We start from the raw sequence: 25,876 nt of genomic DNA, 5'->3' as shown, positions 1-25,876 counted from the left end.
ATATCTGATCTCTGTAAGCTATCGTAAAGAAACGGCGCAGCCAGAGACAACAGATCAAAAGCATTTGGTAAAAATGCCGGTACTTTTAAAACCTTTTAGCAAGTATCTTTACTGTAACAAGTAATTTTACAAAAATCATAAATCCAGAATCTCTGCTCACTGACACCCGGATGGAAGTAAATGCGCTCGTCCCACTTTCTCGCAAGTCTTGCCCTGTTTATGAGTTTTCATCTCATTTCCCCTGGCAACAATGCTTCTGCACAAACCGTGGAGACAGAGCAGCTCAACGGCGCTGTCATTATTATGTATCATCGTTTCGATCAGGCAGCTTACCCGACGACAAATATTCCGCTGGATTTATTGCGCAGCCACATCCAGTTGCTCAAAAGCGGCCCCTACGCGGTTTTGTCTCTATCAGAAATCACAGATGCCCTGAAAGAAGGGCGACAGCTTCCCGACCGGACCATAGGAATTACCGTCGATGATGCCTTTGCCTCTTTTTATGAGACAGGTTGGAAAGAGTTTCAGAAAGCAGGCCTGCCCGTAACGGTCTTTGTTTCCACCGAGCCCATTGAACAAAATCAGCCCGACTATATGTCCTGGGCACAGTTACGGGAAGTTACGGCCGATCCACTTGTCAGCATCGGTCACCATGCCCATCAGCACCAGCACATGACGGACCTGACACCCGAGGAGCAAAAAGCTTCAATCGATCAGGCAAACGTACTCTTCAGGCGCACTCTGGGCAAAGAGCCAGATATCTTTTCCTATCCCTACGGCGAAATTTCTTCCCCGCTCATAGAGGTCGTCAGGAAATCTGGTTTCAAGGCCGCCTTTGGCCAACATTCAGGAACCGTCTCGCGCACCGACGATCTGTTTCAACTCCCGCGCTTTACCTTCAATGAACGTTTTGGAACAATCGAACGATTCGAGCTGGCCATTAACACTCTTCCACTCCCTGTACTTGCAGTGTTGCCGGAAAATCCGATGCTCGACAGCACAAACAATCCTCCGAACATTGGCTTTACCATCTCTCCCGAGATCCCGACGCGAGAAGATGGCAGCTATGCCGGACTGAACTGTTACAGCTCGCAAAATGACGTATCACTCATGCAATTGGGTGGAGGAAGGGTTGAAGTCCGGCTTTCTGCCCCCTTCACACCCGGCAGGGCCCGGCTCAACTGCACCATGCTCGGGCCGGACAAACGCTGGCGCTGGTTCGGCCAGCAATATTATGTCCCTGAACCACCAAGGTAATCTCAGGCCGGGATTTCCTCCCGGAAGTAGAGCACTGGATTGGCCCTGAGGAAGCAGAACGCAGCTGGCTGTATCAGCCTTTGGGATACAGGAAGGCAAGTCGGCTGAAAACAAGAGACCCATTCAATGCGACAGTATTGGAAACAAGTTTTGCCTGATCAAAATCCTGCAGTTTGTTAGAAGACATTACTGACTGCAGTGCAGCAACGTACCTTCCACCTTCTTCTGAATAGGCGGTCAGACTCATCGCCAGCGCAGCCCCGTCGAGATTCGTGCCAGCCCGCCTGAGCTGTCCCCGGCGGGATCTGAACTGGCTGTAGGAAACATGGCTGTTCAGGTTGTGGACATAGGCCTCAACGGACTCCAGTAAACGACCAAAGCTTCGGACCCGGAAAGACTCTTCCTCTCCCCTGTCCTGCGGAACCAGACCGGCACCGTTTACTGCCCATATCCGCTGGCCGAACAAAGCATTTCCCTCGTGGACAAACCGCGATGTGCCCCAACCGCTTTCTTGTATCGCCTGTGCCAGAATAAGGCTGACAGGCACAACATCGACACGCTTGGTCAAGCGCGTCAGTTTTACCGGATCGACACGCCCGTCCCGCAGTATCTTGGTAACCCTGTATCGCTCGGTCAGCTCGATCAGCCACTCGAGTTCACTCGGAGAAAACACATTCGTTTCAGGATTTTTCTCATCCAGCTCCAGCCGTTCGGAGAACATAATGAGCTTTTCTCTCTCCCGGAGAACTTTTTCATTCACCCGAAGAACCAGAGGCAGCATGCTTCGGATAAAAAGGCTTTTGCGAACTTCGATATCAGGCTCTTTCGCAAAATCATCCGGAAGTCGATCAATAAACAACCGGGGAACAGCAATCTTTTGATTTCGCACATCCGCCAGGTGATATTCATGCGCCTGAAACAGGCTCAGCATATTCTCCCGACTATCCGGAGAAATTCCTGCGGGGAAGAACTCTCCCCGCCTTGCTTCCGGTATCAACAAAGCCGCAGCGACAAAACAAAATCCCCCCGTCAGCAACCAGAATACAATCTGGTGCAGAAGAGATTTTTTCCTCAAGGGAGGTTGTACCACTGAAGATTTATCCAACAAAAGCAGCCGTCAGAAGTCAGGAAATTGCCCGGACTTCACTGACTTCCGGAATATAATGGCGCAGCATGTTCTCGATCCCCATCTTCAGGGTCGCAGTAGAACTCGGGCAACCGGCACAGGCGCCCTGCATGTGAAGATAGACAACACCATTGGTGAACTCGTGAAATACGATATCGCCGCCGTCCTGGGCAACAGCCGGACGCACTCGGGTATCAAGCAGTTCCTTGATCTGGGAGACGATCTCGTCGTCATCGCCGCTTTCGGTCGTGGCGTGGGAAGTAATCCCGGTAGCACCATCGGTCATGACCGGACGACCAGCCGTAAAGTGTTCCATAATCGTGCCGAGAATTGACGGCTTGAGAATGTACCATTCCTTGTCTTCGGATTTGGTGATGGTAATAAAATCACCGCCGAAAAATACACCCGTCACGCCCTCGACATCGAACAAGCGCTGAGCCAGAGGCGAGCTTGAAGCTGCATCCCGGGATTCAAAAAAAGCGGTCCCTTCTGACAGCACCGGACAGCCTGGAAGAAACTTCAGGGTTGCGGGATTTGGGGTCTGCTCGGTCTGAATAAACATGTTTAAACTCTTCTGAAACGCGGTTGGTTCTCGTTCTTATATGTAATCTTGCAGGGGACATTCAAGCAGGAACTCACATTGAGCCCGGATCCGGCACAGCAAGAGATACAAATGATCAGAAAAAGAAAGGCTTAACTGATCTCGTCAATTGCTGCCGGTTCCAGATTATCCGGCACGACCGTAATTGGAACACGCAGCTTGCCGATATGTTTTCCCATAAGGGCTGTCAACAGGGGCCCCGGTCCCCCTGAGCCTGAACTTGCACCCAACACCAGAATGGAAATCTGTTCATCTTCATTGACCAGTTTGAGCAACTCGTCACGGCGATCCCCTTCACGGACATAGAGGACAGGCATCTGGCCGGAATATTCTTGTACTTCCTCGGCCATGTCCTGCAACCGTCTTTCTGCCTCTTCCCTGGCTTCTTCCTGCATCAGATCACCAATGGCCATCCAGTGATTGAATTCAGCTGGCTCGATGACATAAAGTAAGGCCACACGCCCGCCAGTATGCAAAGCCCGGCGGCAAGCAAAGCGCATCGCCTGCAGCATTTCGTCACTATCATCGACAACAACCAGAAAGATACGATCCTTGGAACCATGGTCGCGATGCAGTTTGTTTTCTGCCGACGGGTCTGGCGATTCAGTTTCACTCATGCATTATCCCTTACGGAACGCGAGGTGGCCCATCCACCCGGATACAAGCGCAATAACAATTGCGAGGATACCATACATTGTCCCCTGATGATGTGCATAGTCATAAATTTCAGCCTCGACCCCGATCTTGGAAACCGACAGGGGTGTCGTCCGGGCATCAATAATCTGCCCTTCACGCAGGTGATAGACACTGACACTGTAACTTCCTGTGGGGACATTTGCCGGCAGCTCAAATTCTGTCTTGAACAGGTGCTCCCCCAGAAAAACAATCTCGGCACTGGCCAACTGGTAATTTCCTGCCCGGAGAAGATTGCGCAGCAGAGAATCTTTCCACTGTTCGGCAATACCTCCGGCTGCCTTGGTTACGGGTAACTCGAGGCCAATATGGTCGAAACCAATTCCATTCAAAGCCCTGGTTGTCGGGCTGGCAATTTCTTCAAGCGGCCCGGTCCCGGCAATGGCATAGAAACTTGGTATTTTCTCAAAGCGCATGGTCGCTGTATTCATCCAGATCCCGGCAACCTGCTCCTTGCGATGCATCTTAAAATCAGCGTCTGGTCCCCGGACAACCACCAGAACCTCGCCTGGAGAGTTAATACTGCCAAACAGCAGGATTTTATCACCAGAAAAACCAGCGGTAATTGCCACGAGGTGGCTGGATAAATCGACTTCAATCGCCCGGGACTGTTTCGGATGCGCAATAAAAATCAAAACTGTCAGCAAAAACAAAATGCGCGCCGACAAGGAGAGGAGATGCTGGAAAGGAGTCATCGCACCATCTCCAGAGAATAGAAGTCAGCAGGGGTCACCAAAAGATCGAGGAAAAGTTTTCCACAAACCATCACCACCAGAACCCCCAAAAGCAACCGGAGCCAGTCCCCTTGCATTTTGGCCCCGATCCGGGTGCCAAACTGGGCACCAAGTACCGAGCCGACCAACAGCAGCAAGGCAAGAACGATATCCACAGTCTGGTTTTGCATTGCCTGAAGAAAAGTGACGTTGGCCGCAACAAAAATAATCTGGAACAGAGAAGTACCGATGACCATCGCCGTTGGCATACCCAGCATGTAGATCATGGCGGGCACCAGAATAAATCCACCGCCAACACCCATAATCGCCGAGAGGATACCAACGAAAAAACCAATTCCCAAAGGCAGAAGGGCAGAAATATAGAGGCGGGATTTCCGGAAACGCATTTTCAGGGGCAAACCGTGAAACCAGTTGTGTTCGTGCAGCTTGCCGCGTCGAGCCCCACCGGTCTTTCTACGGTGAGATACGGCCTTAATTCCCTCCAGCATCATCAACAGGCCAATGGTACCCAGAAAAATCACGTAACAGAGGTTGATCACCAGATCAATCTGCCCGAGGTTTTTCAGCAGGGTAAAGATCCCAACCCCGACAGTAGAGCCAATAAACCCACCCGCCAGCAGAATCCAGCCCATCAGAAAGTCTACATTACCCCGTTTCCAATGGGCAAAAACCCCGGAAACAGAAGAGGCAATCACATTGTTTGCCTGGGTCGCCACCGCAACTGCCGGTGGTACGCCGACCAGTATGAGGATCGGGGTCATCAGAAACCCGCCACCGACACCGAAAAGACCCGAGAGAAACCCGACACCACCACCCATTGCCAGCAACAGAATGATATCAACAGAAATTTCAGCGATAGGCAGATATATTTGCATCGCCCTCAGCCGTTTTTCTTGGTGGTGAGCATATGGCCGTACCCCATCCTGGCGGAATTCGCCTCCCGTGAATCTACAAAGCGTTCACTTTAATAAAAATCTATCCCGCCAGCTCAAAAAGGAAAAGGGGGAACGGCCTGCTTTTTCCCTGTTCTTTCAACTTTTTGCATATTTCCTGCGGCGGATATTACATCGCGGAAGAATTTTTATGATCTCCCGGCAAAAAAGGCCCCCGCTTTCACAGGAGCCTTTTTAACAATAATGCTGTTTTCAACAGGAATCAGAGTTCCAGACCAGAGCTCCTAGGAACGCAGAAACCCGACGGCATCATAAACTTCGCGCATGACAGGCTCGGCCAAGGCCGCAGCTCGCCCGGCCCCCTCTTTCAGGATGCCATCCACATAGGACTTGTCATCCATCAGACGCTTCATCTCGGCTCCCATCGGCCCCAGCTTCACAACCGCAAGATCAGTAAGAGATTGCTTGAATTCGGCAAAACCTTTGCCTTCAAACTCCCCAAGCACGTCCTTGAGGGCCTGATCCTGCAAAGCCGCATAAATCGAGAGCAGGTTAAAAGCCTCTGGTCTCTCTTTACGGATTTCATCCGGCAAGGAACCATTTTCCCCCAAAACCTCGACGCCCGGGATCAAATGCGGATCACTTGTCGCCTTGCGGATTTTTTTTGCCACGGTATCGGCATCATCCATCATGGTGATCCGGCTATAATCTGACGGATCGGATTTGCTCATCTTTTTGCTACCATCCCGCAAGCTCATCACCCGCGTTGCCGCCCCCATAATCAGAGGCTCGGGCACGGGGAAAAGGTCCACCTTAAAGTCGTTGTTGAACTTCAGCGCGATGTCCCGTGTCAGTTCCAGATGCTGTTTCTGATCTTCACCCACCGGCACGTGTGTTGCCTTGTAGGCCAGAATATCTGCCGCCATCAGGTTTGGATAAACATAAAGCCCGGTCGAAACCTTTTCCTTGTTTTTCCCTGCCTTGTCCTTGAACTGGGTCATGCGGTTGAGCCAGCCGATGCGCGACACACAGTTGAAAATCCAGCCCAGCTCGGCATGCGCCGAAACCTGGGACTGGTTAAAGATAATGTGGCGTTTCGGATCAACACCTGCCGCCAGATAGGAAGCCGCAACTTCCCGCGTATTGAGAACCAGCTGTTTCGGATCTTGCCAGACGGTAATCGCATGCATGTCGACGACGCAGAAAATACACTCATAGTCATTCTGCAGACGTACGAAGTTGCGAATAGCACCCAGATAATTGCCCAGATGCAGGTTCCCGGTGGGCTGAACACCCGAGAAAATACGCTTCATGTGGAAGATCCGTTCCCATAGCGGTTGTTGTAAAAATCAAGGCTCGCTTTATCGCCGTTCAAAAGCAGCGGGTCAAGAGCGCCTGAATTGAGTGACCAGAAGAGTCAAAGAGCCCTCTTGAGTTTCTTGTCAGGTAAAACAGTGGCCTTATCCGGAAAAAGATCCGCCACAGCCTGGGATAAAGTCGGATATGAAAAAACAAAGCCAGCTTCCAGAACTTTTACCGGAACGACCTGCTGCCCCTGCAAGAAGAGTACAGACATTTCCCCAAGTCCTGCTTTAAGCAAAAATTCAGGAACACGAAAGAACAGGGGACGCCCAAGTTTCCGTGCCAGAGTTTTCATAAAAACCTGATGCCTGGTAATACCAGGTGCCACCGCATTGATCACCCCCTTAACATCCTTCCGATCAAGCACAAAGTCGATCAAACGGATCGCATCACCAAGATGAATCCACGGCATCCACTGCTGCCCTTGGCCAAAAATGCTGCCAAGGCCAAATCTGATCGGAGTGGCAAAACCGGGCAATGCCCCGCCCCCTTCTCCCAAAACAATTCCGAATCTCAACAGGCCTAACCGTACGCCCAGGTTTTCCACATTCCGGGCTTCAGCTTCCCACTGCTGACAAAGCTTTGACACAAACACCTCTTGGCCCGGCGCGGTTTCATCCAACCGCTCCTCCCCGCCATCCCCGTAATAACCAACCGCGGATGCACTCACCAGCACCGACGGTTTATGCTCCAGTCGCTGAATCAGCTCGACGACGGACCTTGTTGTCTCAATCCGGCTGAGCAGCAGGCACTTGCGACGCGCCCCTGTCCAGGGCAGGCCGATAATAGGTTCTCCGGCAAGATTGATTACCGAATCTATCTTTTGGTTTTTGGAAATATCATCCAATGAACTCAAGGTTTCAACCAGAGGCCCAAAGATGCCTTTTGCTTTTCCCTTATCCCGAGTCAGAACAAGAATCTTCTCCCCCCTGGACAACAAATGGCGAGCCACAGCCTTGCCAATAAAACCTGTTGCACCCGTTATCAGGATGGTTTTTGGGTTACTATTTTCACCGATCACTATTGGTTTACGTATAAATTCAGGGATCTGAAGAGGCCCGAGGCTGATCACAGCCATTAAATCCCGCACACCCCAGAGAAAGACGCCAATGGCATAAAGGCTCATTACCCAGGAAATCCAGCCATAATCAACAGGCGTGATTGTAGAGTTTTCCAACCCCCACTGCCAAAGCTGGGGCAACAACAGAATCAACACGGCTCCGTAATTCATTGCCAGAACCGTATGCAATATCCGCTCAAGCGGTGGCAGCTTGCGGGTCAGATCTTCCTCAATAAAGTCCCACAGTGTGATCCCGACTTCCACCAACAGCAGGAACATGACAAAAAACGCCAAATATCCATGCCAGCTGGCCCAACCCAGCATCATAAAAAGGGCTGCATAGATAAATTCCCGCGCAGAATGTAACATCAGCTCCTTGCGAGCCCCAGGCTTGGAAGGCAAGGCCTCTGTAATTTCATGATGCCAGAGGTTATCAAATGCGCCCATCAACCCCTGTATCACAAGCAGGCCAAGTACAAGCTCCATCTGTCATCTCCTTTTCTGAAAAATACCCGTCCTGAAAAACCGTCCGGCCAAGCAGGGGGTGAAATACTTCGAGTGTGAATTGAAAGCAGTTCGGCCCTACGTGCCGGTGCGTCACCTCTAACCTGCCTGGACTGAGCAAACGGGGCAGGGTAAATCTGGCCTTGTTGATTTCGATAAAAAAAGCAGTCGAGATAAAACTTAAGGCCCCTCGCTTCTCCTCCAGCTTCAAGGTCATGCCCAGCCCCCCGCCAAAGCACTCCAGTAAGCCCATGTCATTTGTGATTATCTTGGTTGTACGTGCGACCTGCCTGTTTTGCCCTCTGAAGAAATAATGGCGCTCCCAAACGGTTCCTCCCGGCCGACTTTCATCATCATAGGTATAGACGTCACAGGGAACGTTCTCCCCCTGAGACCAAGCCATCGGGGAGCCAAAGAGGCGAGAAATCCAGGCTGTGACAACCCCAAACCAATTCGGCTGAACTTTTTCCATCCTGCCGCAGTAAAGGTGTTTTTCGCCTCGATTGCTGCAGGTACCAAAGCGCTGACGAATTGCCGGATGCAACCTGCTCCAGCCGGGTTCGCCCACAAGGCCCCGTAGATCTGCCAGCTCCTCTCCGCCTGCCGCGCGAGGTAATAAAAGCTCAAGGGGCGAAGCGGTCCGAAGCACAGAAGAGGAGACAGATAACTCATTTTTTATCACCTTTTATTCTCCTTTTCTGTAATTTCTGTCATAACAGAAATTACCTCATAAAAGAAAAGCGGGCAAAAGCCCGCCCGGCTTACTTACCGATCAATTTCGCAACTTTTGCACCGAGTTTCATGATCTTGATCAGGGTTCCTTTGGGCAATTTACTGACCTGCTCATACCAACTGGTAAGATTGGCAATAAACTCCAACATATCTTCCATACGTTTCAAGCTTTCTGCCGGGATATCTCTTTCTTCAGAGCCGTCCAGCACACATTTTCGCAAGGTACTCAGAGTTGGCGCAATTTCCCGTTGTTTGCGAGCATTTGCAATGGTGAGCAACATCTCCCAAAGATCATGCGGGGCTTCAAAGTGATCTCTGCGATCCCCCAGAACATGAACCATATGTACCAGCTCCCAGCCCTGTAGCTCCTTCAAACTGGTACTAACATTGGAGCGGGCAATATTCAGGGTTTCAGAAATCTCTTCTGCATGCAGCGGGCGTGCTGACAGATACAACAGGGCATGGATTTGTGATACGGAACGGTTCACGCCCCAGCGAGATCCCATCTCTCCCCAGTGTAGTACATAGCGTTCCATAGAAGGAGAAAGATGCATTATATAATTTCCGTAATTTCTGTTATTACAGAAATACAAGAATATTATTTGAAGATCAAGTGCTTTTCAGCAGCTCCGCCTTCCGCATAACAATCTGTGCCGTGAATCTTTAATAAATCAACGATCACAAAAATTTCATCCAGTATCCGCGACGGAACTTTCTGCCTTGAACGTTTATGAAGCATGACAGGGGGTGTCGATACTTAAGGTGATCATGATGAAGTTATATAAAAAAGCTCTCTACAGCTTCGCAGCGCTTATCCTGCTTGGCAGCACAACAACCCGTGTTGCCCAGGCTGACAGCAACTTTTCACTGCCAGGTATAAAAATAATAATCGTCAAACCCATCCCGGTTTACCAACACCACCACAGCCATCATTACAAACAGACTTCCCCGCGTTATGTTATTGTAAATCAACATGAATACCAAAAACACAATCACCATCACACCAAACGCAACAAACATCACAATCATAAGAATTCAAAATGGTCCGGGCATGATGACAGAAGAAAACATCGGTAACCCNCCCCCCCCCCCCCGTTGATGCCCAGATAACACAAAAGCAGGGAGTGGCTCCTACCGCTCCCTCCTTTGCTGTGTTTCTCTGTGAACAGCTGTTCTTGAGTTTTGAGCTCTATCCCGTTTCTTGATCTGAAAAAGCATTCTTATCCAAATAAGTCCGATAGAGTTCCAGCGAGATCATCATATAGGGGCGCCGAACTCTCTCAGGACGCTTTTCATCAACAAGAGCCATAGCTTCTGCCGGGCTATATCCCTGTCTGATCAAAAAGGCACAGATCGCCAGGACCGATCTGGACATGCCCAGTGCACAGTGGACATAAACCCCTTCCCCCTTCAGACCATCGCTAATCTGCTTCGCCGCCCTGTCGAGTTCTTCGGGGGCAGGAATCGCAATATCAAGCAAGGGGATATGGCCCACCTGGAAAGAACCCGGCGCCCCGGAAGTCAGTTCCGGCACCAGATCAACAACCGATGTCACCCCCAGGCTCTCGAGTTCCTGCCAGATCGCTTTCCCTGGCCGCCCCCCAAGCCAGAGGCCGGGCTGGAATTCACACAGAGCCGCAATCCGGCCCTGCCAAAACCGCCAGTTAAGCCAGCTGGCAATCAGGTAAGGCCAGAGCAGGAGGCATACGATTGCGGGATAACCTCTTCGCCCCTTGAACAGAAAGCCGTTGAACCCCAGCAGATAACAGGCAGACACGTAGAGAAACGACAAGGCGGCGCTCCCCGGAATCAGCCCCCACCATTCCAGTTGAAAAGCAAATATCGTCAAACCAACCGACAGCACCAGATAGCGCAAGGCCATATGCAGGTGCCTCGGCGTCACAAACCTAAGGGGAAAGAAAGATTTTTCACCCCGATCCGGCACCAGCCACAGCAAAACCGGAATGACAGTAATACCACCAAGGATATCGATCATATGGTGCTGGTAAACCAGCACTGTCGAGGCCCCGATCAACAGAAACCACAGCGTAACCATGGCAAAGGCAATCCCTTTCAGCCGACGGCAGATCTGTTGCCACGCCAGAAACCCGAGCGAAATATGCAGCGAGGGAAACTGATTGAAGGGCTGGTCCAGACTCAGCCAGTCAAACAGCATGGTCGGCCAGCCTGTTACCGGAGGCCGAACAAAGGAAAACTCAAGCGGAAAGACCAGAAAAAACAGAGCCGACACTGTAATCGCTGCACCATAACGCAGACCCAGCACCTGGATTTCCCGGCGATTGCGACAGAGGAAAAAGGCGATCACAAAAACCAGATCCGAAGACATATAGGGCAGGATGAATTCGGGAATAAAGGGAATAAATCTTTCCCATTCCGCAAAGACTGCCGGATGAGGCGCTCGCAGCAAACTGATATAATTAACTGTTCCATAGACGAGAAAAAAGAACAGACCAAGATTGACCATCCAGAGCAGTTTTTCCTTCAACAGTGGTACAGCCTCAGGCCCTGCATCAAAAACAGGCCTTGGATCACATACCAGACTGCCTGCCGAACCGTCCTGTTTGTTTGATATCCTCACCCGCTTCCCCCAATCAGTCTGCCTATTACTGGACTGTCCTCCACCCCACATCAGGTCAGCCAAGGCACAGCAACCGCGGACAAATCCCTCTGCTTGATTGTTTTAACCACAACCACCACTTCTGGTATATATTCTTATCACCGCTTCATAACTTTCTCAGGGTTTATAGATGCTAGATCTTACCGAACACACCATGAAAAGCTGGGACCAGACAGAACTGTTTTACCGCGCATGGCAACCAAAAAAGAAATCAAAAAAAGCGGTTATTCTTTTTCATCGCGGCCACGAACACTCCGGGCGTTGGCAGGATGTGATTGATCATCTCGACAAGGGTGACCTCAATTTCTTTGCCTGGGACGCCCGTGGACATGGAAAATCCCCCGGAGAAAGAGGCTATGCCAAAAGCATCGACACCCTGGTAAAGGATGTCGACAGCTTTGTGCGCCATATTTCCATTGAACACGGTATCGCCTACAGCGACATGGTTATCCTTGGTCACAGTGTCGGATCTGTTCTGGTCAGCACCTGGGTGCATGACTACAGCCCCCCTATCCGTGGTCTGATCCTCGGCAGTCCGGCCTTGCGGGTCCGCCTCTATGCTCCTTTTGCCATCCCGGGGCTGCGTTTACTGCAAAAAATCAAAGGGAAGGCCTTTATATCCAGCTATGTAAAAGGGCACTTGCTCACGCACGATCCGGAAAAGCAGCGTTCCTACGACAACGATCCCCTGATCACACCAAAAATCGCCGTGAACATCCTGCTGGGGCTCTATGACGCCGGAAGCCGCCTGCTGGCGGATGCCGGGGCGATCACAGTGCCGGTACTGATCCTCTCTTCCGGAGCCGATTTTGTCGTCAAACAATCCGCACAACGCCAGTTTTATAACGGTCTGACCAGTCCGCGCAAGGAAATGCAAAGCTTTCCCGGCTTCCTGCACGATACCTTCAACGAGAAGAACAGCCACCTGCCCCTGAACAAGGCGCGGATGTTTATCGACGATCTCTATGCCCGGGACGAAGCCTCCCCGGTTTTGCTTGAGGCAGATAAAGCCGGTTATACCAAAGATGAATATGATCAGCTCAGGCAGCCCCTGCCCTGGTACTCACCCAAAAAAGCCTGTTTCTCTCTGACAAAACACCTGATGAAATCTCTCGGGAAAATGAGTTATGGCATCGAGCTTGGCTGGCGCGAAGGTTTTGATTCCGGTGCCATGCTGGACTACGTCTACCAGAACAAGGCCAGGGGCAGTAACCCGATCGGGAAGCTGATCGACCGGAATTTTCTCGACAGTCCCGGCTGGAAAGGCATCCGCAAAAGAAAAGAAAACATCGAGCAGCTCCTCGACCAGACCATTTCCACCCTGGGCGAAACAGGAGAAGCCGTCAGGATTACGGAACTTGCCACAGGCCAGGGGCGTTATGTTCTCGACGTTCTTCGCACCAGAAAAGATCAGGATATCTCCGCACTCCTGCGCGACTACAGCCATGACAATGTCAAGGAAGGCTCTAACAGGGCAAAGGCCTATGGCCTGAACAATGTCACCTTTAAACAGGGCGATGCCTTTGACCCTGCCTCGCTGTCAGAAATCGATAACAGCCCCAATATCGGGATCGTTTCTGGTCTGTATGAACTCTTCCCTGAAAACCAGCCTGTCCTTCTGAGCCTGAAAGGTCTGGCCGAAAAGATACAGTCCGGGGGGTATCTGATCTATACCAACCAGCCCTGGCATCCACAGCTTGAATTTATTGCCCGGGTGCTGACCAGCCATCGCAACAACAGCGACTGGGTTATGCGCCGCCGCAGCCAGCAGGAAATGGATCAGCTGGTTGAGGCCGCTGGCTTCAAAAAGATCGACATGAAAGTGGATGAGTTTGGTATCTTCACCGTCTCGCTCGCCCAAAAGGTAATTGGGGAAGAAGCTGCAAAATCAGCACCCGCCAACAAAGCCAAAACAAAAGCGGCGGCGCTCAAAAGCGATACAGGAACGCCCGTTAAGAAGGCTGCTCCCCGCCGCAAACCCGGCACGGCGACAAAAGCGAAAACGCCTCCCAAGCCCACGGGCAGCGGAACCGGTGCAAAGAAATCTGCCCCTGCTAAATCGCGTAGTCCTAAAGCAACCGCGAAAAAATCCGGGGTCAAAACGACAGATAAAACAGCTCCCGAAAACTAAAAACAGAAAATCTTTATCACTACAAAACAAGACGGGGCCGGAAGTTTTCTTCCGGCCCCGTCTTCATTCGTCATACCGTGAGGAAGGATTAGTTCCAGCTGGCAATCAGTTCATCATAGTCAACTGTAACGCCCTGTGGTTTCTCGTCAGCCAGTTTGGCTTTTGGAGAACCAGGCTGTTCCAGCCAGTAGCTTTCAGCCTGCTCTTCGTTCAGCTTGGGACCACACTCGCCCTGAACACCGGCTTTTTCAAGACGGGAAAGAACCTTGTCCTGTGCTTCAGCCAGAGCATTCATGGCTTCTTGTGGTGTCTTGGAGCCAGAGCTCGCATCACCAATGTTCTGCCACCAGAGCTGTGCCAGTTTCGGATAATCCGGAACGTTCACACCAGTTGGTGTCCACTGCAGACGTGCAGGGGAACGATAGAACTCGACCAGACCACCAAGGTTTGGTGCCCGCTCAGTGAAGGACTCATGCTGGATGTCGCTCTCGCGAACGAAGGTCAGACCAACATGGCTTTTCTTCAGGGAAACAGTCTTGGCAACCGTGAACTGGGCATAGAGCCAGGCAGCTTTACGACGATCAACCGGTGTGGACTTCATCAGAGTCCAGGAACCCGCATCCTGATAGCCAAGCTTCTGGCCTTCTTCCCAGTAAGGACCCTTTGGAGAAGGAGCCATACGCCACTTTGGTGTTCCGTCTGCATTCACAACCGGCAGACCTTCTTTGACCATGTCTGCAGTGAAAGCAGTGTACCAGAAGATCTGCTGGGCAATTGCACCTTGGGCAGGAACCGGACCTGCTTCACCAAAAGTCATGCCTGGTGCAGAAGGAGGTGCGTATTTTTTCAGCCAGTCAACATACTTGGTAACGGAATAAACCGCAGCTGGTCCGTTGGTCGCGCCACCACGGGCAACAGAAGACCCGACAGGACGGCAGCCTTCCATACGGATGCCCCACTCGTCTACAGGCAGACCGTTTGGAATGCCCTTATCCCCGGCACCAGCCATAGACAGCCAAGCATCAGTAAAACGCCAGCCGAGAGATGGATCTTTTTTACCGTAATCCATGTGGCCGTAAACGGCTTCACCGTCGATTTCCTTCACGTCGTTGGTGAAGAAGTCAGCGATATCTTCGTAGGCAGACCAGTTAACCGGAACACCGAGATCATAACCATATTTGGCTTTGAACTGGGCTTTCAGATCAGGATTGGTGAACCAGTCATACCGGAACCAGTAAAGGTTGGCGAACTGCTGGTCAGGAAGCTGATAAAGCTTGCCGTCAGGTCCGGTGGTAAAGGAAGTGCCGATAAAATCACCGATGTCGAGATCCGGGTTGGTGACATCTGCACCTTCTTCGGAAACCCAGTCAGTCAGGGGAACAACCTGCTGATAGCGGTAATGCGTACCGATGAGATCGGAATCGTTGATATAGGCATCATAGATGTTCTTGCCGGACTGCATCTGTGTCTGCAGTTTCTCAACAACATCGCCCTCACCGATCAGGTCATGGTTAACCTTGATACCAGTGATTTCAAAGAATGCCTTGGCAAGAGTTTTGGACTCGTACTCATGCGTGGTGATGGTTTCGGAAACCACATTGATTTCCATGCCTTTGAACGGCTCTGCAGCCTTGGCAAACCATTCCATTTCCTTCATCTGGTCTTCTTTAGACAAGGTTGAAGGCTGGAATTCATTATCTACCCAGCTTTTTGCAGCTTCTGCATCGGCATGAGCTGCTCCGGCTGAAAGTACCAGAGCGACGGCTGTAAGCGCGCCACCAATGTAACGGGATTTCATTATTTTTGCTCCCTGTTGCTTCATTCAAGTCAGTGAGGCGAACCTCACTCCCCACGATGCCCTCTTTTGCCTACACCCACCGAAACACGATGAATGCATAGACAGCGCTTACGACGAGGGCCCCCCACAGCTGGATATCTGAAACCAGAAGCCAGCCGAGGTGGATAAAAGCGCTACCCAGCAAAGTGATAAACAGTCGGTCTCCACGTGTGGTTGGGATTTTGAGAATTCCAACCTTTTCTCTTTCCGGAAACTTGACTGCCAATACCGTCATCACAACCAGTGTGCTTGCGATAACGAGAAAGAAAATAGCCGTTGGCCAGGTCCAGGCCATCCAGTTCAATTCCATGATACGGACTCCTTGAGTTATACCCGGCCCAGGGCAAAGCCCTTGGCGATGTAGTTGCGAACAAAATAAATTACCAGTATGCCCGGAATAATGGTCAGGATCCCGGCCGCGGCCAGCACCCCCCAATCCAGGCCTGATGCTGAAACCGTCCGGGTCATCGTCGCACTGATCGACTTTGCATCCACCGAGGTCAGGGTTCTGGCCAGCAGAAGCTCCACCCAGGAGAACATAAAGCAGAAGAACGCAGCCACACCGATCCCGGAAGAGATCATGGGGGTGAAAATCCGGGCAAAGAAACGCGGGAAGGAATAGCCGTCAATATAGGCGGTTTCATCAATCTCGCGGGGTACCCCGGACATAAAGCCCTCAAGGATCCAGACCGCCAGTGGAATGTTGAACAGACAGTGCGCCAGCGCCACAGCGATGTGGGTATCAAACAACCCTACAGATGAGTATAGCTGGAAGAACGGCAGGGCAAAAACCGCAGGTGGGGCCATCCGGTTGGTCAACAGCCAGAAGAACAGATGCTTGTCGCCCATAAAGTTATAGCGGGAAAAAGCATAGGCCGCGGGCAAGGCCACCAGCAGGGTGATGATGGTGTTCAGCACCACATAGATCGTCGAGTTGATATAACCATTGTACCAGCTGGCGTCGGTGAAGATCACCATATAGTTGGCAAAGGTCAGATCCTGCGGCCAGAGTGTAAAGGTGCTCAGGATCTCTTCATTGGTTTTGAGAGACATATTGAGCAGCCAGTAGATCGGCAGCAGCAGAAAGACGATATAGAGAACGGTTACAAAAGCTTTGGTTTTCATATCTTAGTTCTCCACTCTGTCCAGATAGCTCATGATCGTGAAAAACACCCAGCTGAAGAGCAGAATGATCAGGAAGTAGATCAGGGACATGGCTGCAGCCGGGCCAAGGTCAAACTGACCAATAGCCATCTGCACCAGATCGATCGAAAGGAAAGTCGTATCATTACCCGGGCCACCACCTGTCACGACAAATGGCTCGGTGTAGATCATGAAACTGTCCATAAAGCGGAGCAACACAGCGATCAGCAACACCCGATTCATCTTGGGCAGCTGGATATAACGGAAGGTTGCCCATTTACTGGCGCCGTCGATCCTTGCCGCCTGATAATAGGCATCAGGAATGGACTGCAAACCAGCGTAGCACAGCAGTACCACCAGAGAAGTCCAGTGCCACACATCCATCACAACCAGGGTCACCCAGGCATCAAGGGTGTTCTGCGTGTAGTTATACTCAACCCCGATGTTGTCGAGGAAAGCACCAAGCAGACCAATATCGATACGCCCGAAGATCTGCCAGATTGTTCCAACAACGTTCCAGGGAATAAGCAACGGCAGTGCCATCAGAATCAGACAGAAGGGCACCCAGAACCCCTTGCGCGGCATCGCCAGCGCAATCACGATTCCAAGCGGAATTTCGATGGCGAGAATGATAAAGGAAAACAGGAACTGGCGACCCATCGCAGAGTGGAAACGCTCAGACCTCAGAACTTCCTGGAACCAGCCAACCCCTTCCCAGAAGAATTCGTTATTGCCGAATGTATCCTGAAAAGAATAGTTCACCACTGTCATCAGCGGGATAACTGCCGAGAACGCGACGATCAGGACAACTGGAAGCACGAGCCACCAGGCGCGGTTATCAGACCATTTGTTCATGATCAGGCCTCCTCTACCAGATGACTGTTGGCATAAAGGTTTACATGGGTCGGATCGACGATCAGACGGGCGCCATCTGTCGGCACCTCCTGATCTTCGCCAACCATAACCTTAAACTCATGCTCTTCCAGACGCACACTGGCGACCTTGAAACGACCAAGGTCTTCCACCTTCTGGATCGAAACTTCCGGACCCGAACCTTCGCGTGACAGCGAAAGAAACTCGGGACGGATACCAACTTCAAGTGAAGCTCCGGTCGGGATTTTTGAAAAACCCTGTTCCATGGCAAAGGCATGCCCGGCAACCATGGCTTTGTCGCCATCAATATGACAGGGCACAACGTTCATTCCAGGGGAGCCGATAAAATAACCCACAAAGGTGTGTTTCGGTCGCTCGAACAGCTCTTCAGGCGTACCCATCTGAACCACAGCCCCGTCGTACATCACCACAACCTTGTCGGCAAAGGTCAGGGCCTCTGTCTGGTCATGAGTCACATAGACCATGGTGTAGTTGAATCGTTTGTGCAGGTGTTTAAGCTGAGACCGCAATTGCCACTTCAGATGTGGGTCAATGACAGTCAAGGGTTCATCAAACAGGATCGCCGAAACATCTGCCCGAACCAGCCCGCGACCCAAAGAGATTTTCTGCTTGGCATCCGCCGTCAGACCACTGGCTTTGTGCTTGAGTGTATCACTCAATTCCAGCAATTCGGCGATCTCCCGGACCCGTCTGTCGACATCATTGGCAGCAACCCCGCGATTGCGCAGCGGAAATGCCAGATTGTCATAGACGCTCATGGTGTCATAGATCACCGGAAACTGGAAAACCTGTGCAATGTTCCGCGCTTCTGTCGCTTTTCTGGTAACGTCTTCTCCGTCAAAGCGGATTTCACCGTGCGTCGGAATCAACAGACCCGAAATGATGTTCAGAAGAGTCGTCTTGCCACAGCCGGAAGGACCGAGAAGGGCATAGGCACCCCCGTCTTCCCAGACGTGGTTCAGCTCTTTCAGGGCGAACTCTTCCGGGCTCTGGATTGTCGGCATATAGGAATGTGCCAGGTGGTTTAGTTCAATTCTCGCCATATCAGTTCTCCCCACCTGCGGTCCAGGGGCCAGCGACAAGCTTGCCAGCGGCATCAAAGACGAAGCATTTGGAGGGTTCCAGATAGACTTCGATATTACTGTCGATCTCGACCTCCCGCACACCATGGGTCAGGCTCACCCAGCGCTGGCCGCCAAAATCAACATGAACGAAAGATTCCGAACCGGTAATTTCAGTAACGGCAACACGAGTCTTGACCGCAATAAACCCTGCTTCCCGATTATGCAGATGCAAATGGTTGGGGCGGAAACCGATAACGTAATCGCCATCGGGAACTTTCGAGAGCACATCTGTCGCAGGCGCGGACAGAATCTCTCCATGGCTGACAACACCCCCGCGGATACTCACAGGAAGAGTATTCATCGGAGGATCAGAGAAAACATCAGCTGTAAGCAGGTTACCCGGATTGCGATAGATATCCAGGGTCGGCCCAAACTGGGTCACCCGGCCCTCATGCAGGGTCGCGGTATTCCCGCCCAGCAGCAGTGCTTCTGTGGGTTCCGTTGTCGCATAGACAAAAACAGCACCGGATTCAGCAAAAACCTTTGGCAGCTCTTCCCGCAGTTCCTCGCGCAACTTGTAGTCCAGGTTTGCCAAAGGTTCGTCCAGCAACACCAGATCAGCCCCCTTGACCAGAGCACGTGCCAGGGCGGTACGCTGCTGCTGACCACCGGAAAGCTCTGAGGGAGTCCGCTCAAGCATCGGCTCGAGCTTCATCATCGCTGCCGCATCCCGGACCTTGCGGTCGATCTCGTCAGCGGGCGCTTTCGCAATACGCAAGGGAGAAGCAATGTTCTCATAGACGCTCAAAGCGGGATAGTTGATGAACTGCTGATAGACCATGGCAACATTACGGTCCTGTACCCGGACCCCTGTTACATCCTGCCCATCAAACAGGACACGCCCCCTGGTCGGCTTATCCAAGCCAGCCATAAGGCGCATCAAACTGGTTTTGCCTGACAGTGTCGATCCCAGGAGAGTATTGAGCGTCCCGCGTTCCAGGCTAAGATTAGCCTCTGCGATATGCACCTCGTCCCCGACCGTCTTCCAGACGTTTTCAAGAGTTAGCGTCATTTATTTCCTACCGAAACTCAACCGCACTTGTTTCTTTTGCAATTGTTTAGAGGGCGTTGATTTTTCTGGCTTCAGCCAGCTTTGTTTGTTGCTGTCGCCATCCATTTTTCCAGCACCTGCACCTTGTCGTCCCTGATTCTGAGACCCAACTTGCTGCGCCGCCACAAGACGTCATCAGCTTTGTAGGCCCATTCCTGGTCGATCAGATACTGTACTTCGACTTCATAGAGATCCGCCCCAAAGCACTGGCCGAGATCTTCGATCTTCTTTGCCTCGCCCAGCAACGCAAGGTAGCGCGTGCCATAGCTCCGGATCAATCTTTCCGCGTGAGATTTTTTTATAAACGGATATTTGCCCAGAAGCTGATTGACCTGCGTGGAAGCTTCTTCACAAGGGAAATCCCCCCCCGGAAGTGTTGCGCCCTTGGTCCAGGCTTCCCCGGGTTTCTCGAAATAGCCCGAAAGCTTTTCCAGCGCATGTTCCGCCAGACGGCGATAGGTCGTGATCTTGCCACCAAAGATGTTCAGAACAGCTGCCCCGTCCTGTTCATCGACCTTGAGCACATAATCCCGGGTCGCTTCCTGCGCCTGGCTTGCACCGTCGTCATAAAGCGGCCGGACTCCGGAATAGGTATGGACCACGTCATCCGGGGTAATGCTGGTCTTGAAATAGCTGTTCGACAAACGGCAGAGATATTTGACTTCTTCAACGGAAATCTTCACGCCAGAAGGATCGCCTTGGAAATCCTCGTCTGTGGTTCCGATAAGGGTAAAATCCTGCTCATAGGGGATAGCAAAGACAATACGCTTGTCATCATTCTGGAAAATATAACAGCGGTCATGATCAAAGAGCTTCGGCACAACAATGTGGCTGCCCTTGACCATGCGGATTGCATGATGTGACGAACTTTCCAGCCGTTCTTCAAGAAACTTGGAAACCCAGGGGCCAGAGGCATTGACCATGACCTTGCCCGTGATTTCGGCCTTTTTTCCGCTGTCCACATTCTCGCAGGAAAGCTTCCAGATGCCATCCTCTACCTTGGCGCTGACACAGCGGGTGCGGCAGTGGATATCCGCGCCTTTTTCCCGGGCATCAATCGCATTTAAAACGACAAGACGGGCATCATCAACCCAACAGTCTGAATATTCAAAACCTTTAGTAAACCCTGGCTGTAGTGGTCTGCCAGCTGGATCTTTGTCAAGATTGAGCGCTGTACTGGCCGGGAGTTTCTTGCGGCCGCCGAGATGGTCATAAAGAAACAGGCCGATCCGGATCATCCAGCCGGGGCGCTGGGCCCTGTTATGCGGCAGTACAAAGCGCAAAGGCCAGATAATGTGAGGAGCCATTGCCCAGAGAGTTTCGCGCTCGATCAGGGCCTCGCGTACCAGACGGAACTCGTAATGCTCCAGATAGCGCAAACCACCATGAATCAATTTGGTACTGGCAGAACTGGTTGCCCGGGCAAGATCTGCCTGCTCGACAACACAAACTTTCAGTCCCCGACCCGCAGCATCACGTGCAATGCCACAACCGTTCACGCCACCGCCCACAATGACGAGGTCATACGTCTGACCGCTCACCGAATTCTCCCCGAATGCATCATCCCAAAACCGGATGTTCCAAAACCAGGCTTTAATGCCAAAATTTCGTCCCTTTCGGAACTTCTTTCTTTTTGTTTCGTTTTGAAAGCTATTCGAAGATTTTTATGACCGCAAGCGAAAACTTTTATGACAGTTTTATGACAGGTCGGACTCGATCAGACGAACCCCGTGATCTGTACAGACTTTGCGCAGGCTTTCTGACTCTAAACGGTCAGTAACAAAGGTATTTATCTGCCCGAAGTGCGCAACACGAACCGGAGCGGTCCGTTTCAACTTGGTCTGATCGGCGCAAAGAATAACGTGGTGTGCATTTGCGATAATGGCCTGAGCCACTTTCGCTTCACGCAAATCGAAATCCAGTAAAGAGCCATCTTCATCTACAGCAGATGTGCCGATAATCGCAAAATCAACCTTGAACTGCTTGATAAAGTCCACTGCCGTTTCCCCGACAACTCCCCCGTCAGAACGACGAACCATGCCCCCGGCGATGATAACATCGGTGGCTGGTGAAGGCCGCAAGATATTGGCAACATTTATATTGTTCGTAATAACCAGAAGATCTTTCTTGCGCAGCAGGCAGTGTGCCACCTCTTCTGTTGTCGTCCCTATATTGATAAAAAGCGAGCAGTTATCCGGAATAAGCTCAGCCGCAGCCATGCCGATGCCGCGTTTTTCATTTTGGGCGATCAACCTTCGCGCGTCATAACGAAGATTTTCCACCCCTGCCGCAAAAACGGCGCCGCCATGAATTCTTTTCAGAATCGCCCTGGCACAGATTTCAGTGAGGTCTTTCCGGATTGTTTGCAGGGAAACATCGAAGCGACTGGCCAATTCCTCAACAAGAACACGCCCTTCCACACGGGCGATACCGACAATTTCCCGCTGCCTGGTATTAAGTGTCTCCATGAGGTTATCTCCTGCTGCCATTAGATCGCTATCTGCCTCGCTAATTCAGTTTACGTAGTGCCCGGGAAAATCGAAAGAGCAAAAGTTTCGTTTTTCGGAACACGAAACTTTTAACTGTAGTTTCTCCTGCGAATCCTAGGAGAATTCATTTGAGGAAAAGACACAATGACCACTTTCACGTAAAGATGATCAAAACAGACTGGACCAATAGGTCTATCCTGTTGATCCAGCCTGTCCCGGACACCACATGCATCCCGAGCGACTATCGCTGGATATGCCCACACAGTTGTGCAGGATTGCCGGAGAGGAAAACACATGAACAAGGTTATCGACTACTACCACTTTCTGCTGTCACCCTGGAGCTATCTGGGAATCAGCCGCTTTAACCAGGTGGTGGCCAAACATGGTGCACAGGTTAATTACAAACCAATCAACGTGATGGAAACATTCGAAAAAATGGGAGGAACACCTCCTGCGAAACGCCATCCAGCACGACAACGCTTTCGTATGGATGAGCTGAAACGCTGGTCTGACTATCTTAATGTTCCCATGAATTTTCAACCTGCCTTCTGGCCTGCAGACCAAAGCCTCGCGGCACGAATGGTTCTCGCAGCGGCTGAGCAAGAAGCGGTCAGGCAAGGAGCAGGAAAGCTTAGCGATGCCATCCTGACCGCTGTCTGGGCCGAAGAACGCAATATTTCTGATGAAGCAACTCTTGCAGAAATTGCCAGGGCTTGTGGTTTTGATGCAGATTCCCTCATGGACCTAGCAAAAAGCGACGCCTTGAGCGCCAGTTACGATGAAACCACAGCCGAAGCTCATGCCCGGGATGTCTTCGGTTCCCCGACCTACATCTACAAGGACGAGATTTTCTGGGGGCAGGACCGCATCGACTTTCTTGACCGGGCCCTGGAAAAACCCTGAACAAACACTCTAAAATAGAGATCTGCTCACCTGGAGATCAGGTCTCTATTTTCAGGCTAGATCTTCTTTTTACGGCTAAACATACGGCTGATATCTGCAGGTCGGATAATACCGAACAACACCGTCAGCAGAGCATAAAGCAGAAATCCACCCCCGATCAGAGCAGAAAGCGCGACAATTTTCTCATAATGAACTCCCTCAAACCAGGGATTCAGCCAGCGCATCCCAGCCCAGAGACCGCCGCCCATCACAAGAGAGGCTGCAAGAATTTTTGGCAGGCGGGAGACGAAACGCGCATTAAGTTTCAAGTGGCCTCGCCTTATCAGCACAATCCAGAGCATCAGAACGTTGACCCAGGAAGAGATCGCCGTAGCCAGGGCAATTCCAACATGCTGCATCACCTGGAACAGAGCCAGACTCAGGACAATGTTGACNACAATTGACACAATCGCCAGATGAAATGGGGTTACCGTATCTTCACGTGCATAAAACGCTGGCTGGAGAATTTTAACCAGAACATAAGCTGGCAGGCCTGCAGCATAGGCCATCAGTGCCAGAGCGGTTGCATTGGTTGATTCCCGGGTAAACTCACCATGTTCAAACAGCGTTACGATAATCGGCCAGGGAATGACAACCAGCGCGATGGTCGCAGGCAGGGTCAATAACAGAGCCATCTCCATGCCCTGATTCATGCTGCGCATGGCGCCATCATGATCATTGGCTTTTAATTTGCGAGAAAGTTCCGGCAGCAGGACCACGCCAAAGGCGATCCCGATCAACCCAAGTGGTAACTGATACACCCGATCAGCGAAATAGAGGAAGGAAACGCCTGATTCCTGATAACTCGATATCATCGTGCCGATCACCACATTGATCTGCATGGCGCCTGCGGAAAAAAGCCCCGGCACCATCCGTCTCATCAGGGTCTTCACATCGCTATTCAGGCGTGGAAGGCGCAACTTCATGTGCAGCCCGGCTTTCCTCAGTGCCAGATAGACAAGAAGCAACTGTCCAAAACCGGCAGAGGTCACTGTCCAGGCCAGAGCCTCTCCGCTGTCTTCCACTCTGGGAATAATCAAAAGCAGGGAAACAATAAAAAATACGTTCAGTAACACCGGCGCTGCCGCAGCCTCGGCAAAGCGGCCGAAACTGTTCAACATGCCCGAGAAAAGAGCGACGATCACCATGAAGAACAGATAAGGGAAAGCAATGTTGTTCAGAACCTCGGCATAATCCAATAGGGGAATAAAGTTCTCAGGAACTGCCAAAAGGACATCACTCCCCTCTGCCCTCACCCGGAACCCCTCACCAGTCACGGTATTGATAGCCCAATCCTCGAACCCCGGCGCAAGCCAATAGGTCACCCAGGGCATGGCGGCCATAGCGGCGAGCGTCAAAACCAGCATGAAGGTGAACATCACCGCGTGTACCTGTTCCGCAAATGTCTGGGCTGCTTCAGGTCCTTCAGCTTCTATTTTTCCGGCGTAAAGCGGAACAAATGCAGCGTTGAACGCCCCCTCGGCAAAGAGACGCCGGAAGAGGTTCGGGAGACGAAAGGCGACAAAAAATGCATCCGCAACAGGTCCGGTGCCCAGAGAGGTCGCAATCAGGATATCGCGCACAAAACCAAGAATACGGCTCAAGCCCGTAAACCCGCTGACTGTTGTCAGATTTTTCCCCAAAGACATACAGAACTCCGCCCCCTACACGCCTTCCCGGTTCACCTTGAAGCAACGAAAACAGCTTCAGAACACAGGTTACGAGACATAAACTTCAGATAATAACACGCTCTTTATTAATGGATGGCCCATCTCTTGGGAAGAGATTCCACCCTGTCTGATGAAAAGACCAGAGAGTAACAGCCAGAAAGAGCTAAACTCTGCTCATCCTGCCAAAGTCCAGTTTCTAGGCGACAGATCCATCAAATCCGGGGCAGGGTACCTGCTCCTGTCACCCGGCCTTCATCACTCATAATCATGGCTTTTCAGTGACAGAGGATCTCCCTATAGTCTCGATGAATTTTCTTGTATCCCGATTCCTGCTCTGATTCCTGCCCTGGAAGGCTGCCAAATGTCGCTTGAAACCTGGTTGATCTATGTCGTCACCACCTGCATCGCTTCGATGACCCCGGGGCCAAACATGCTGCTTTCGATGACCATTGGCATGACTCGGGGAAAGCGGGCAGCCTTTGCCAGCTCCCTTGGCGGCGTATCAGCCATGCTGATCATGCTTTTTGCCTCTGCAGCAGGTTTAAGTGCCATTCTTTCAACATCAGCAGAGGCCTTTACCGTGGTCAAGTGGGGCGGCGTCATCTATCTGCTTTATCTGGGAATCAAGGCCTGGCGCAGCCCGGCGATGGCACTGGATAATACCGCATCTGGCAGCACCAGCACGACAAGCCGTAAAAAAGATTTTTTCTCGCTTTATCGCCAGGCGTTTCTGGTCGGTGCCAGCAACCCTAAAGCAATGATTTTCTTTGCCGCCTTTTTACCCCAATTCATCAATCTGGACCTTCCACAGGGGCCCCAGCTCGCGATTCTTGCAGGAAGCTTTGTTGTGATCGAATTCTTCTGGCTGATGAGCTATGCCCTCGGCGGCAGTCAGCTTGTTCCCCTCCTGAAACGGTCCGGCAAGGTGCAGATGGTCAACCGGATCAGTGGTGGGGCCTTAATCGGGGCAAGTGCCCTGCTGGCCAGCAGATAGT

General features: G+C 51.6%; 24 protein-coding genes. 5 read left to right on the top strand and 19 right to left on the bottom strand.

Annotated features, from left to right (window positions below):
• The first annotated feature begins 180 nt into the window (after positions 1–180).
• Positions 181–1,257 carry a polysaccharide deacetylase family protein gene (locus B152_RS0101180; RefSeq protein WP_020590541.1) on the top strand — a complete coding sequence of 359 codons (1,077 nt, stop codon included), beginning with the start codon at positions 181–183 and terminating at the stop codon, positions 1,255–1,257.
• Positions 1,258–1,330: 73 nt separating this feature from the next.
• On the opposite strand, the gene B152_RS22010 is transcribed toward B152_RS0101180, so the two are convergent.
• The 9 genes from B152_RS22010 to B152_RS0101135 all read right to left on the bottom strand — a co-directional run bounded on the left by B152_RS22010 (position 1,331) and on the right by B152_RS0101135 (position 9,516).
• Complete coding sequence (locus tag B152_RS22010; protein WP_169337400.1) at positions 1,331–2,362, bottom strand: glucosaminidase domain-containing protein; 1,032 nt, start codon at positions 2,360–2,362, stop codon at positions 1,331–1,333.
• Positions 2,363–2,381: 19 nt separating this feature from the next.
• Entirely contained in the window at positions 2,382–2,945 is a 564-nt protein-coding gene (locus tag B152_RS0101170) for a NifU family protein (RefSeq protein WP_020590539.1), read from the bottom strand.
• 131 nt (positions 2,946–3,076) lie between these two features.
• Positions 3,077–3,601 (bottom strand): universal stress protein, encoded by a 525-nt coding sequence (locus B152_RS0101165; protein WP_020590538.1) that lies wholly within the window; start codon positions 3,599–3,601, stop codon positions 3,077–3,079.
• A gap of 3 nt (positions 3,602–3,604) precedes the next feature.
• Positions 3,605–4,372: a TIGR02186 family protein gene (locus tag B152_RS0101160; RefSeq protein ID WP_020590537.1), complete on the bottom strand. Its 768-nt coding sequence runs from the start codon at positions 4,370–4,372 to the stop codon at positions 3,605–3,607.
• Positions 4,369–5,286 carry a sulfite exporter TauE/SafE family protein gene (locus B152_RS0101155; RefSeq protein WP_020590536.1) on the bottom strand — a complete coding sequence of 306 codons (918 nt, stop codon included), beginning with the start codon at positions 5,284–5,286 and terminating at the stop codon, positions 4,369–4,371. The genes B152_RS0101160 and B152_RS0101155 overlap by 4 nt, the downstream gene beginning before the upstream one ends.
• A gap of 302 nt (positions 5,287–5,588) precedes the next feature.
• Entirely contained in the window at positions 5,589–6,617 is a 1,029-nt protein-coding gene (gene trpS, locus B152_RS0101150; protein WP_020590535.1) for a tryptophan--tRNA ligase, read from the bottom strand.
• Positions 6,618–6,721: 104 nt separating this feature from the next.
• Positions 6,722–8,212: a TIGR01777 family oxidoreductase gene (locus tag B152_RS22005; RefSeq protein WP_083921761.1), complete on the bottom strand. Its 1,491-nt coding sequence runs from the start codon at positions 8,210–8,212 to the stop codon at positions 6,722–6,724.
• Entirely contained in the window at positions 8,160–8,912 is a 753-nt protein-coding gene (locus tag B152_RS22000) for a DUF4166 domain-containing protein (protein WP_020590533.1), read from the bottom strand. The genes B152_RS22005 and B152_RS22000 overlap by 53 nt, the downstream gene beginning before the upstream one ends.
• A gap of 79 nt (positions 8,913–8,991) precedes the next feature.
• A complete protein-coding gene (locus tag B152_RS0101135) occupies positions 8,992–9,516 on the bottom strand; it encodes a GbsR/MarR family transcriptional regulator (protein ID WP_026261173.1) in 525 nt (174 codons plus the stop codon).
• A 214-nt stretch (positions 9,517–9,730) separates the two neighbouring features.
• Here B152_RS0101135 and B152_RS21995 point away from each other — a divergent pair, with 214 nt between their 5' ends.
• The gene (locus B152_RS21995; RefSeq protein ID WP_020590531.1) at positions 9,731–10,039 is read left to right on the top strand and encodes a hypothetical protein; all 309 of its coding nucleotides are present in this window, start codon (positions 9,731–9,733) and stop codon (positions 10,037–10,039) included.
• 112 nt (positions 10,040–10,151) lie between these two features.
• Here the strand turns inward: B152_RS21995 and B152_RS0101125 are convergent, their stop codons facing one another.
• Complete coding sequence (locus tag B152_RS0101125) at positions 10,152–11,561, bottom strand: phosphatase PAP2/dual specificity phosphatase family protein (RefSeq protein WP_020590530.1); 1,410 nt, start codon at positions 11,559–11,561, stop codon at positions 10,152–10,154.
• Between the two features lie 169 nt (positions 11,562–11,730).
• On the opposite strand from B152_RS0101125, the gene B152_RS0101120 reads away from it, so the two are divergent.
• Positions 11,731–13,731, top strand: a complete 2,001-nt coding sequence (locus B152_RS0101120) for a bifunctional alpha/beta hydrolase/class I SAM-dependent methyltransferase (RefSeq protein WP_020590529.1) — start codon at positions 11,731–11,733, stop codon at positions 13,729–13,731.
• 88 nt (positions 13,732–13,819) lie between these two features.
• On the opposite strand, the gene B152_RS0101115 is transcribed toward B152_RS0101120, so the two are convergent.
• The 8 genes from B152_RS0101115 to B152_RS0101080 form a co-directional block, all read right to left on the bottom strand.
• Positions 13,820–15,529, bottom strand: coding sequence for an ABC transporter substrate-binding protein (locus tag B152_RS0101115; protein WP_020590528.1), 1,710 nt, complete (start codon positions 15,527–15,529; stop codon positions 13,820–13,822).
• A 70-nt stretch (positions 15,530–15,599) separates the two neighbouring features.
• Positions 15,600–15,878 (bottom strand): DUF2160 domain-containing protein, encoded by a 279-nt coding sequence (locus B152_RS0101110; RefSeq protein ID WP_020590527.1) that lies wholly within the window; start codon positions 15,876–15,878, stop codon positions 15,600–15,602.
• A gap of 17 nt (positions 15,879–15,895) precedes the next feature.
• Complete coding sequence (locus B152_RS0101105) at positions 15,896–16,693, bottom strand: carbohydrate ABC transporter permease (RefSeq protein WP_020590526.1); 798 nt, start codon at positions 16,691–16,693, stop codon at positions 15,896–15,898.
• 3 nt (positions 16,694–16,696) lie between these two features.
• A complete protein-coding gene (locus tag B152_RS0101100; protein WP_020590525.1) occupies positions 16,697–17,566 on the bottom strand; it encodes a carbohydrate ABC transporter permease in 870 nt (289 codons plus the stop codon).
• Between the two features lie 2 nt (positions 17,567–17,568).
• Complete coding sequence (locus B152_RS0101095) at positions 17,569–18,648, bottom strand: ABC transporter ATP-binding protein (RefSeq protein ID WP_026261170.1); 1,080 nt, start codon at positions 18,646–18,648, stop codon at positions 17,569–17,571.
• A gap of 1 nt (position 18,649) precedes the next feature.
• Positions 18,650–19,741 carry an ABC transporter ATP-binding protein gene (locus B152_RS0101090; protein ID WP_020590523.1) on the bottom strand — a complete coding sequence of 364 codons (1,092 nt, stop codon included), beginning with the start codon at positions 19,739–19,741 and terminating at the stop codon, positions 18,650–18,652.
• Between the two features lie 71 nt (positions 19,742–19,812).
• On the bottom strand, positions 19,813–21,321 hold the full coding sequence (glpD, locus tag B152_RS0101085) for a glycerol-3-phosphate dehydrogenase (protein ID WP_020590522.1): 1,509 nt from the start codon (positions 21,319–21,321) through the stop codon (positions 19,813–19,815).
• Between the two features lie 156 nt (positions 21,322–21,477).
• Entirely contained in the window at positions 21,478–22,248 is a 771-nt protein-coding gene (locus B152_RS0101080) for a DeoR/GlpR family DNA-binding transcription regulator (RefSeq protein ID WP_020590521.1), read from the bottom strand.
• A gap of 315 nt (positions 22,249–22,563) precedes the next feature.
• Between B152_RS0101080 and B152_RS0101075 the strand changes: the two genes are divergently transcribed.
• Entirely contained in the window at positions 22,564–23,172 is a 609-nt protein-coding gene (locus tag B152_RS0101075; protein WP_020590520.1) for a 2-hydroxychromene-2-carboxylate isomerase, read from the top strand.
• A gap of 56 nt (positions 23,173–23,228) precedes the next feature.
• On the opposite strand, the gene murJ is transcribed toward B152_RS0101075, so the two are convergent.
• The gene (gene murJ / locus B152_RS0101070; RefSeq protein ID WP_020590519.1) at positions 23,229–24,860 is read right to left on the bottom strand and encodes a murein biosynthesis integral membrane protein MurJ; all 1,632 of its coding nucleotides are present in this window, start codon (positions 24,858–24,860) and stop codon (positions 23,229–23,231) included.
• Positions 24,861–25,242: 382 nt separating this feature from the next.
• Between murJ and B152_RS0101065 the strand changes: the two genes are divergently transcribed.
• Positions 25,243–25,875, top strand: coding sequence for a LysE family translocator (locus B152_RS0101065; protein ID WP_020590518.1), 633 nt, complete (start codon positions 25,243–25,245; stop codon positions 25,873–25,875).
• The last annotated feature ends 1 nt before the right edge of the window (position 25,876 follow it).

Source organism: Kiloniella laminariae DSM 19542, from assembly GCF_000374005.1.
GTDB lineage: Bacteria > Pseudomonadota > Alphaproteobacteria > Kiloniellales > Kiloniellaceae > Kiloniella > Kiloniella laminariae.
Note: the sequence above shows the minus strand (reverse complement) of the source record. Positions and strands in the feature narration are given on the sequence as shown.

Excerpts from the sequence above, each read along its gene's own strand:
- trpS (WP_020590535.1), bottom strand. The coding sequence starts at position 6,617 with ATGAAGCGTATTTTCTCGGGTGTTCAGCCCACCGGGAACCTGCATCTG.
- B152_RS0101160 (WP_020590537.1), bottom strand. The coding sequence starts at position 4,372 with ATGACTCCTTTCCAGCATCTCCTCTCCTTGTCGGCGCGCATTTTGTTT.
- B152_RS0101075 (WP_020590520.1), top strand. The coding sequence starts at position 22,564 with ATGAACAAGGTTATCGACTACTACCACTTTCTGCTGTCACCCTGGAGC.
- B152_RS0101105 (WP_020590526.1), bottom strand. The coding sequence starts at position 16,693 with ATGAAAACCAAAGCTTTTGTAACCGTTCTCTATATCGTCTTTCTGCTG.
- B152_RS0101180 (WP_020590541.1), top strand. The coding sequence starts at position 181 with ATGCGCTCGTCCCACTTTCTCGCAAGTCTTGCCCTGTTTATGAGTTTT.
- B152_RS0101100 (WP_020590525.1), bottom strand. The coding sequence starts at position 17,566 with ATGAACAAATGGTCTGATAACCGCGCCTGGTGGCTCGTGCTTCCAGTT.
- B152_RS0101065 (WP_020590518.1), top strand. The coding sequence starts at position 25,243 with ATGTCGCTTGAAACCTGGTTGATCTATGTCGTCACCACCTGCATCGCT.
- B152_RS0101080 (WP_020590521.1), bottom strand. The coding sequence starts at position 22,248 with ATGGAGACACTTAATACCAGGCAGCGGGAAATTGTCGGTATCGCCCGT.
- B152_RS0101095 (WP_026261170.1), bottom strand. The coding sequence starts at position 18,648 with ATGGCGAGAATTGAACTAAACCACCTGGCACATTCCTATATGCCGACA.
- B152_RS0101135 (WP_026261173.1), bottom strand. The coding sequence starts at position 9,516 with ATGCATCTTTCTCCTTCTATGGAACGCTATGTACTACACTGGGGAGAG.
- B152_RS0101165 (WP_020590538.1), bottom strand. The coding sequence starts at position 3,601 with ATGAGTGAAACTGAATCGCCAGACCCGTCGGCAGAAAACAAACTGCAT.
- B152_RS0101155 (WP_020590536.1), bottom strand. The coding sequence starts at position 5,286 with ATGCAAATATATCTGCCTATCGCTGAAATTTCTGTTGATATCATTCTG.
- B152_RS0101090 (WP_020590523.1), bottom strand. The coding sequence starts at position 19,741 with ATGACGCTAACTCTTGAAAACGTCTGGAAGACGGTCGGGGACGAGGTG.
- B152_RS21995 (WP_020590531.1), top strand. The coding sequence starts at position 9,731 with ATGATGAAGTTATATAAAAAAGCTCTCTACAGCTTCGCAGCGCTTATC.
- B152_RS0101115 (WP_020590528.1), bottom strand. The coding sequence starts at position 15,529 with ATGAAATCCCGTTACATTGGTGGCGCGCTTACAGCCGTCGCTCTGGTA.
- B152_RS22005 (WP_083921761.1), bottom strand. The coding sequence starts at position 8,212 with ATGGAGCTTGTACTTGGCCTGCTTGTGATACAGGGGTTGATGGGCGCA.
- B152_RS0101110 (WP_020590527.1), bottom strand. The coding sequence starts at position 15,878 with ATGGAATTGAACTGGATGGCCTGGACCTGGCCAACGGCTATTTTCTTT.
- B152_RS0101120 (WP_020590529.1), top strand. The coding sequence starts at position 11,731 with ATGCTAGATCTTACCGAACACACCATGAAAAGCTGGGACCAGACAGAA.
- B152_RS0101170 (WP_020590539.1), bottom strand. The coding sequence starts at position 2,945 with ATGTTTATTCAGACCGAGCAGACCCCAAATCCCGCAACCCTGAAGTTT.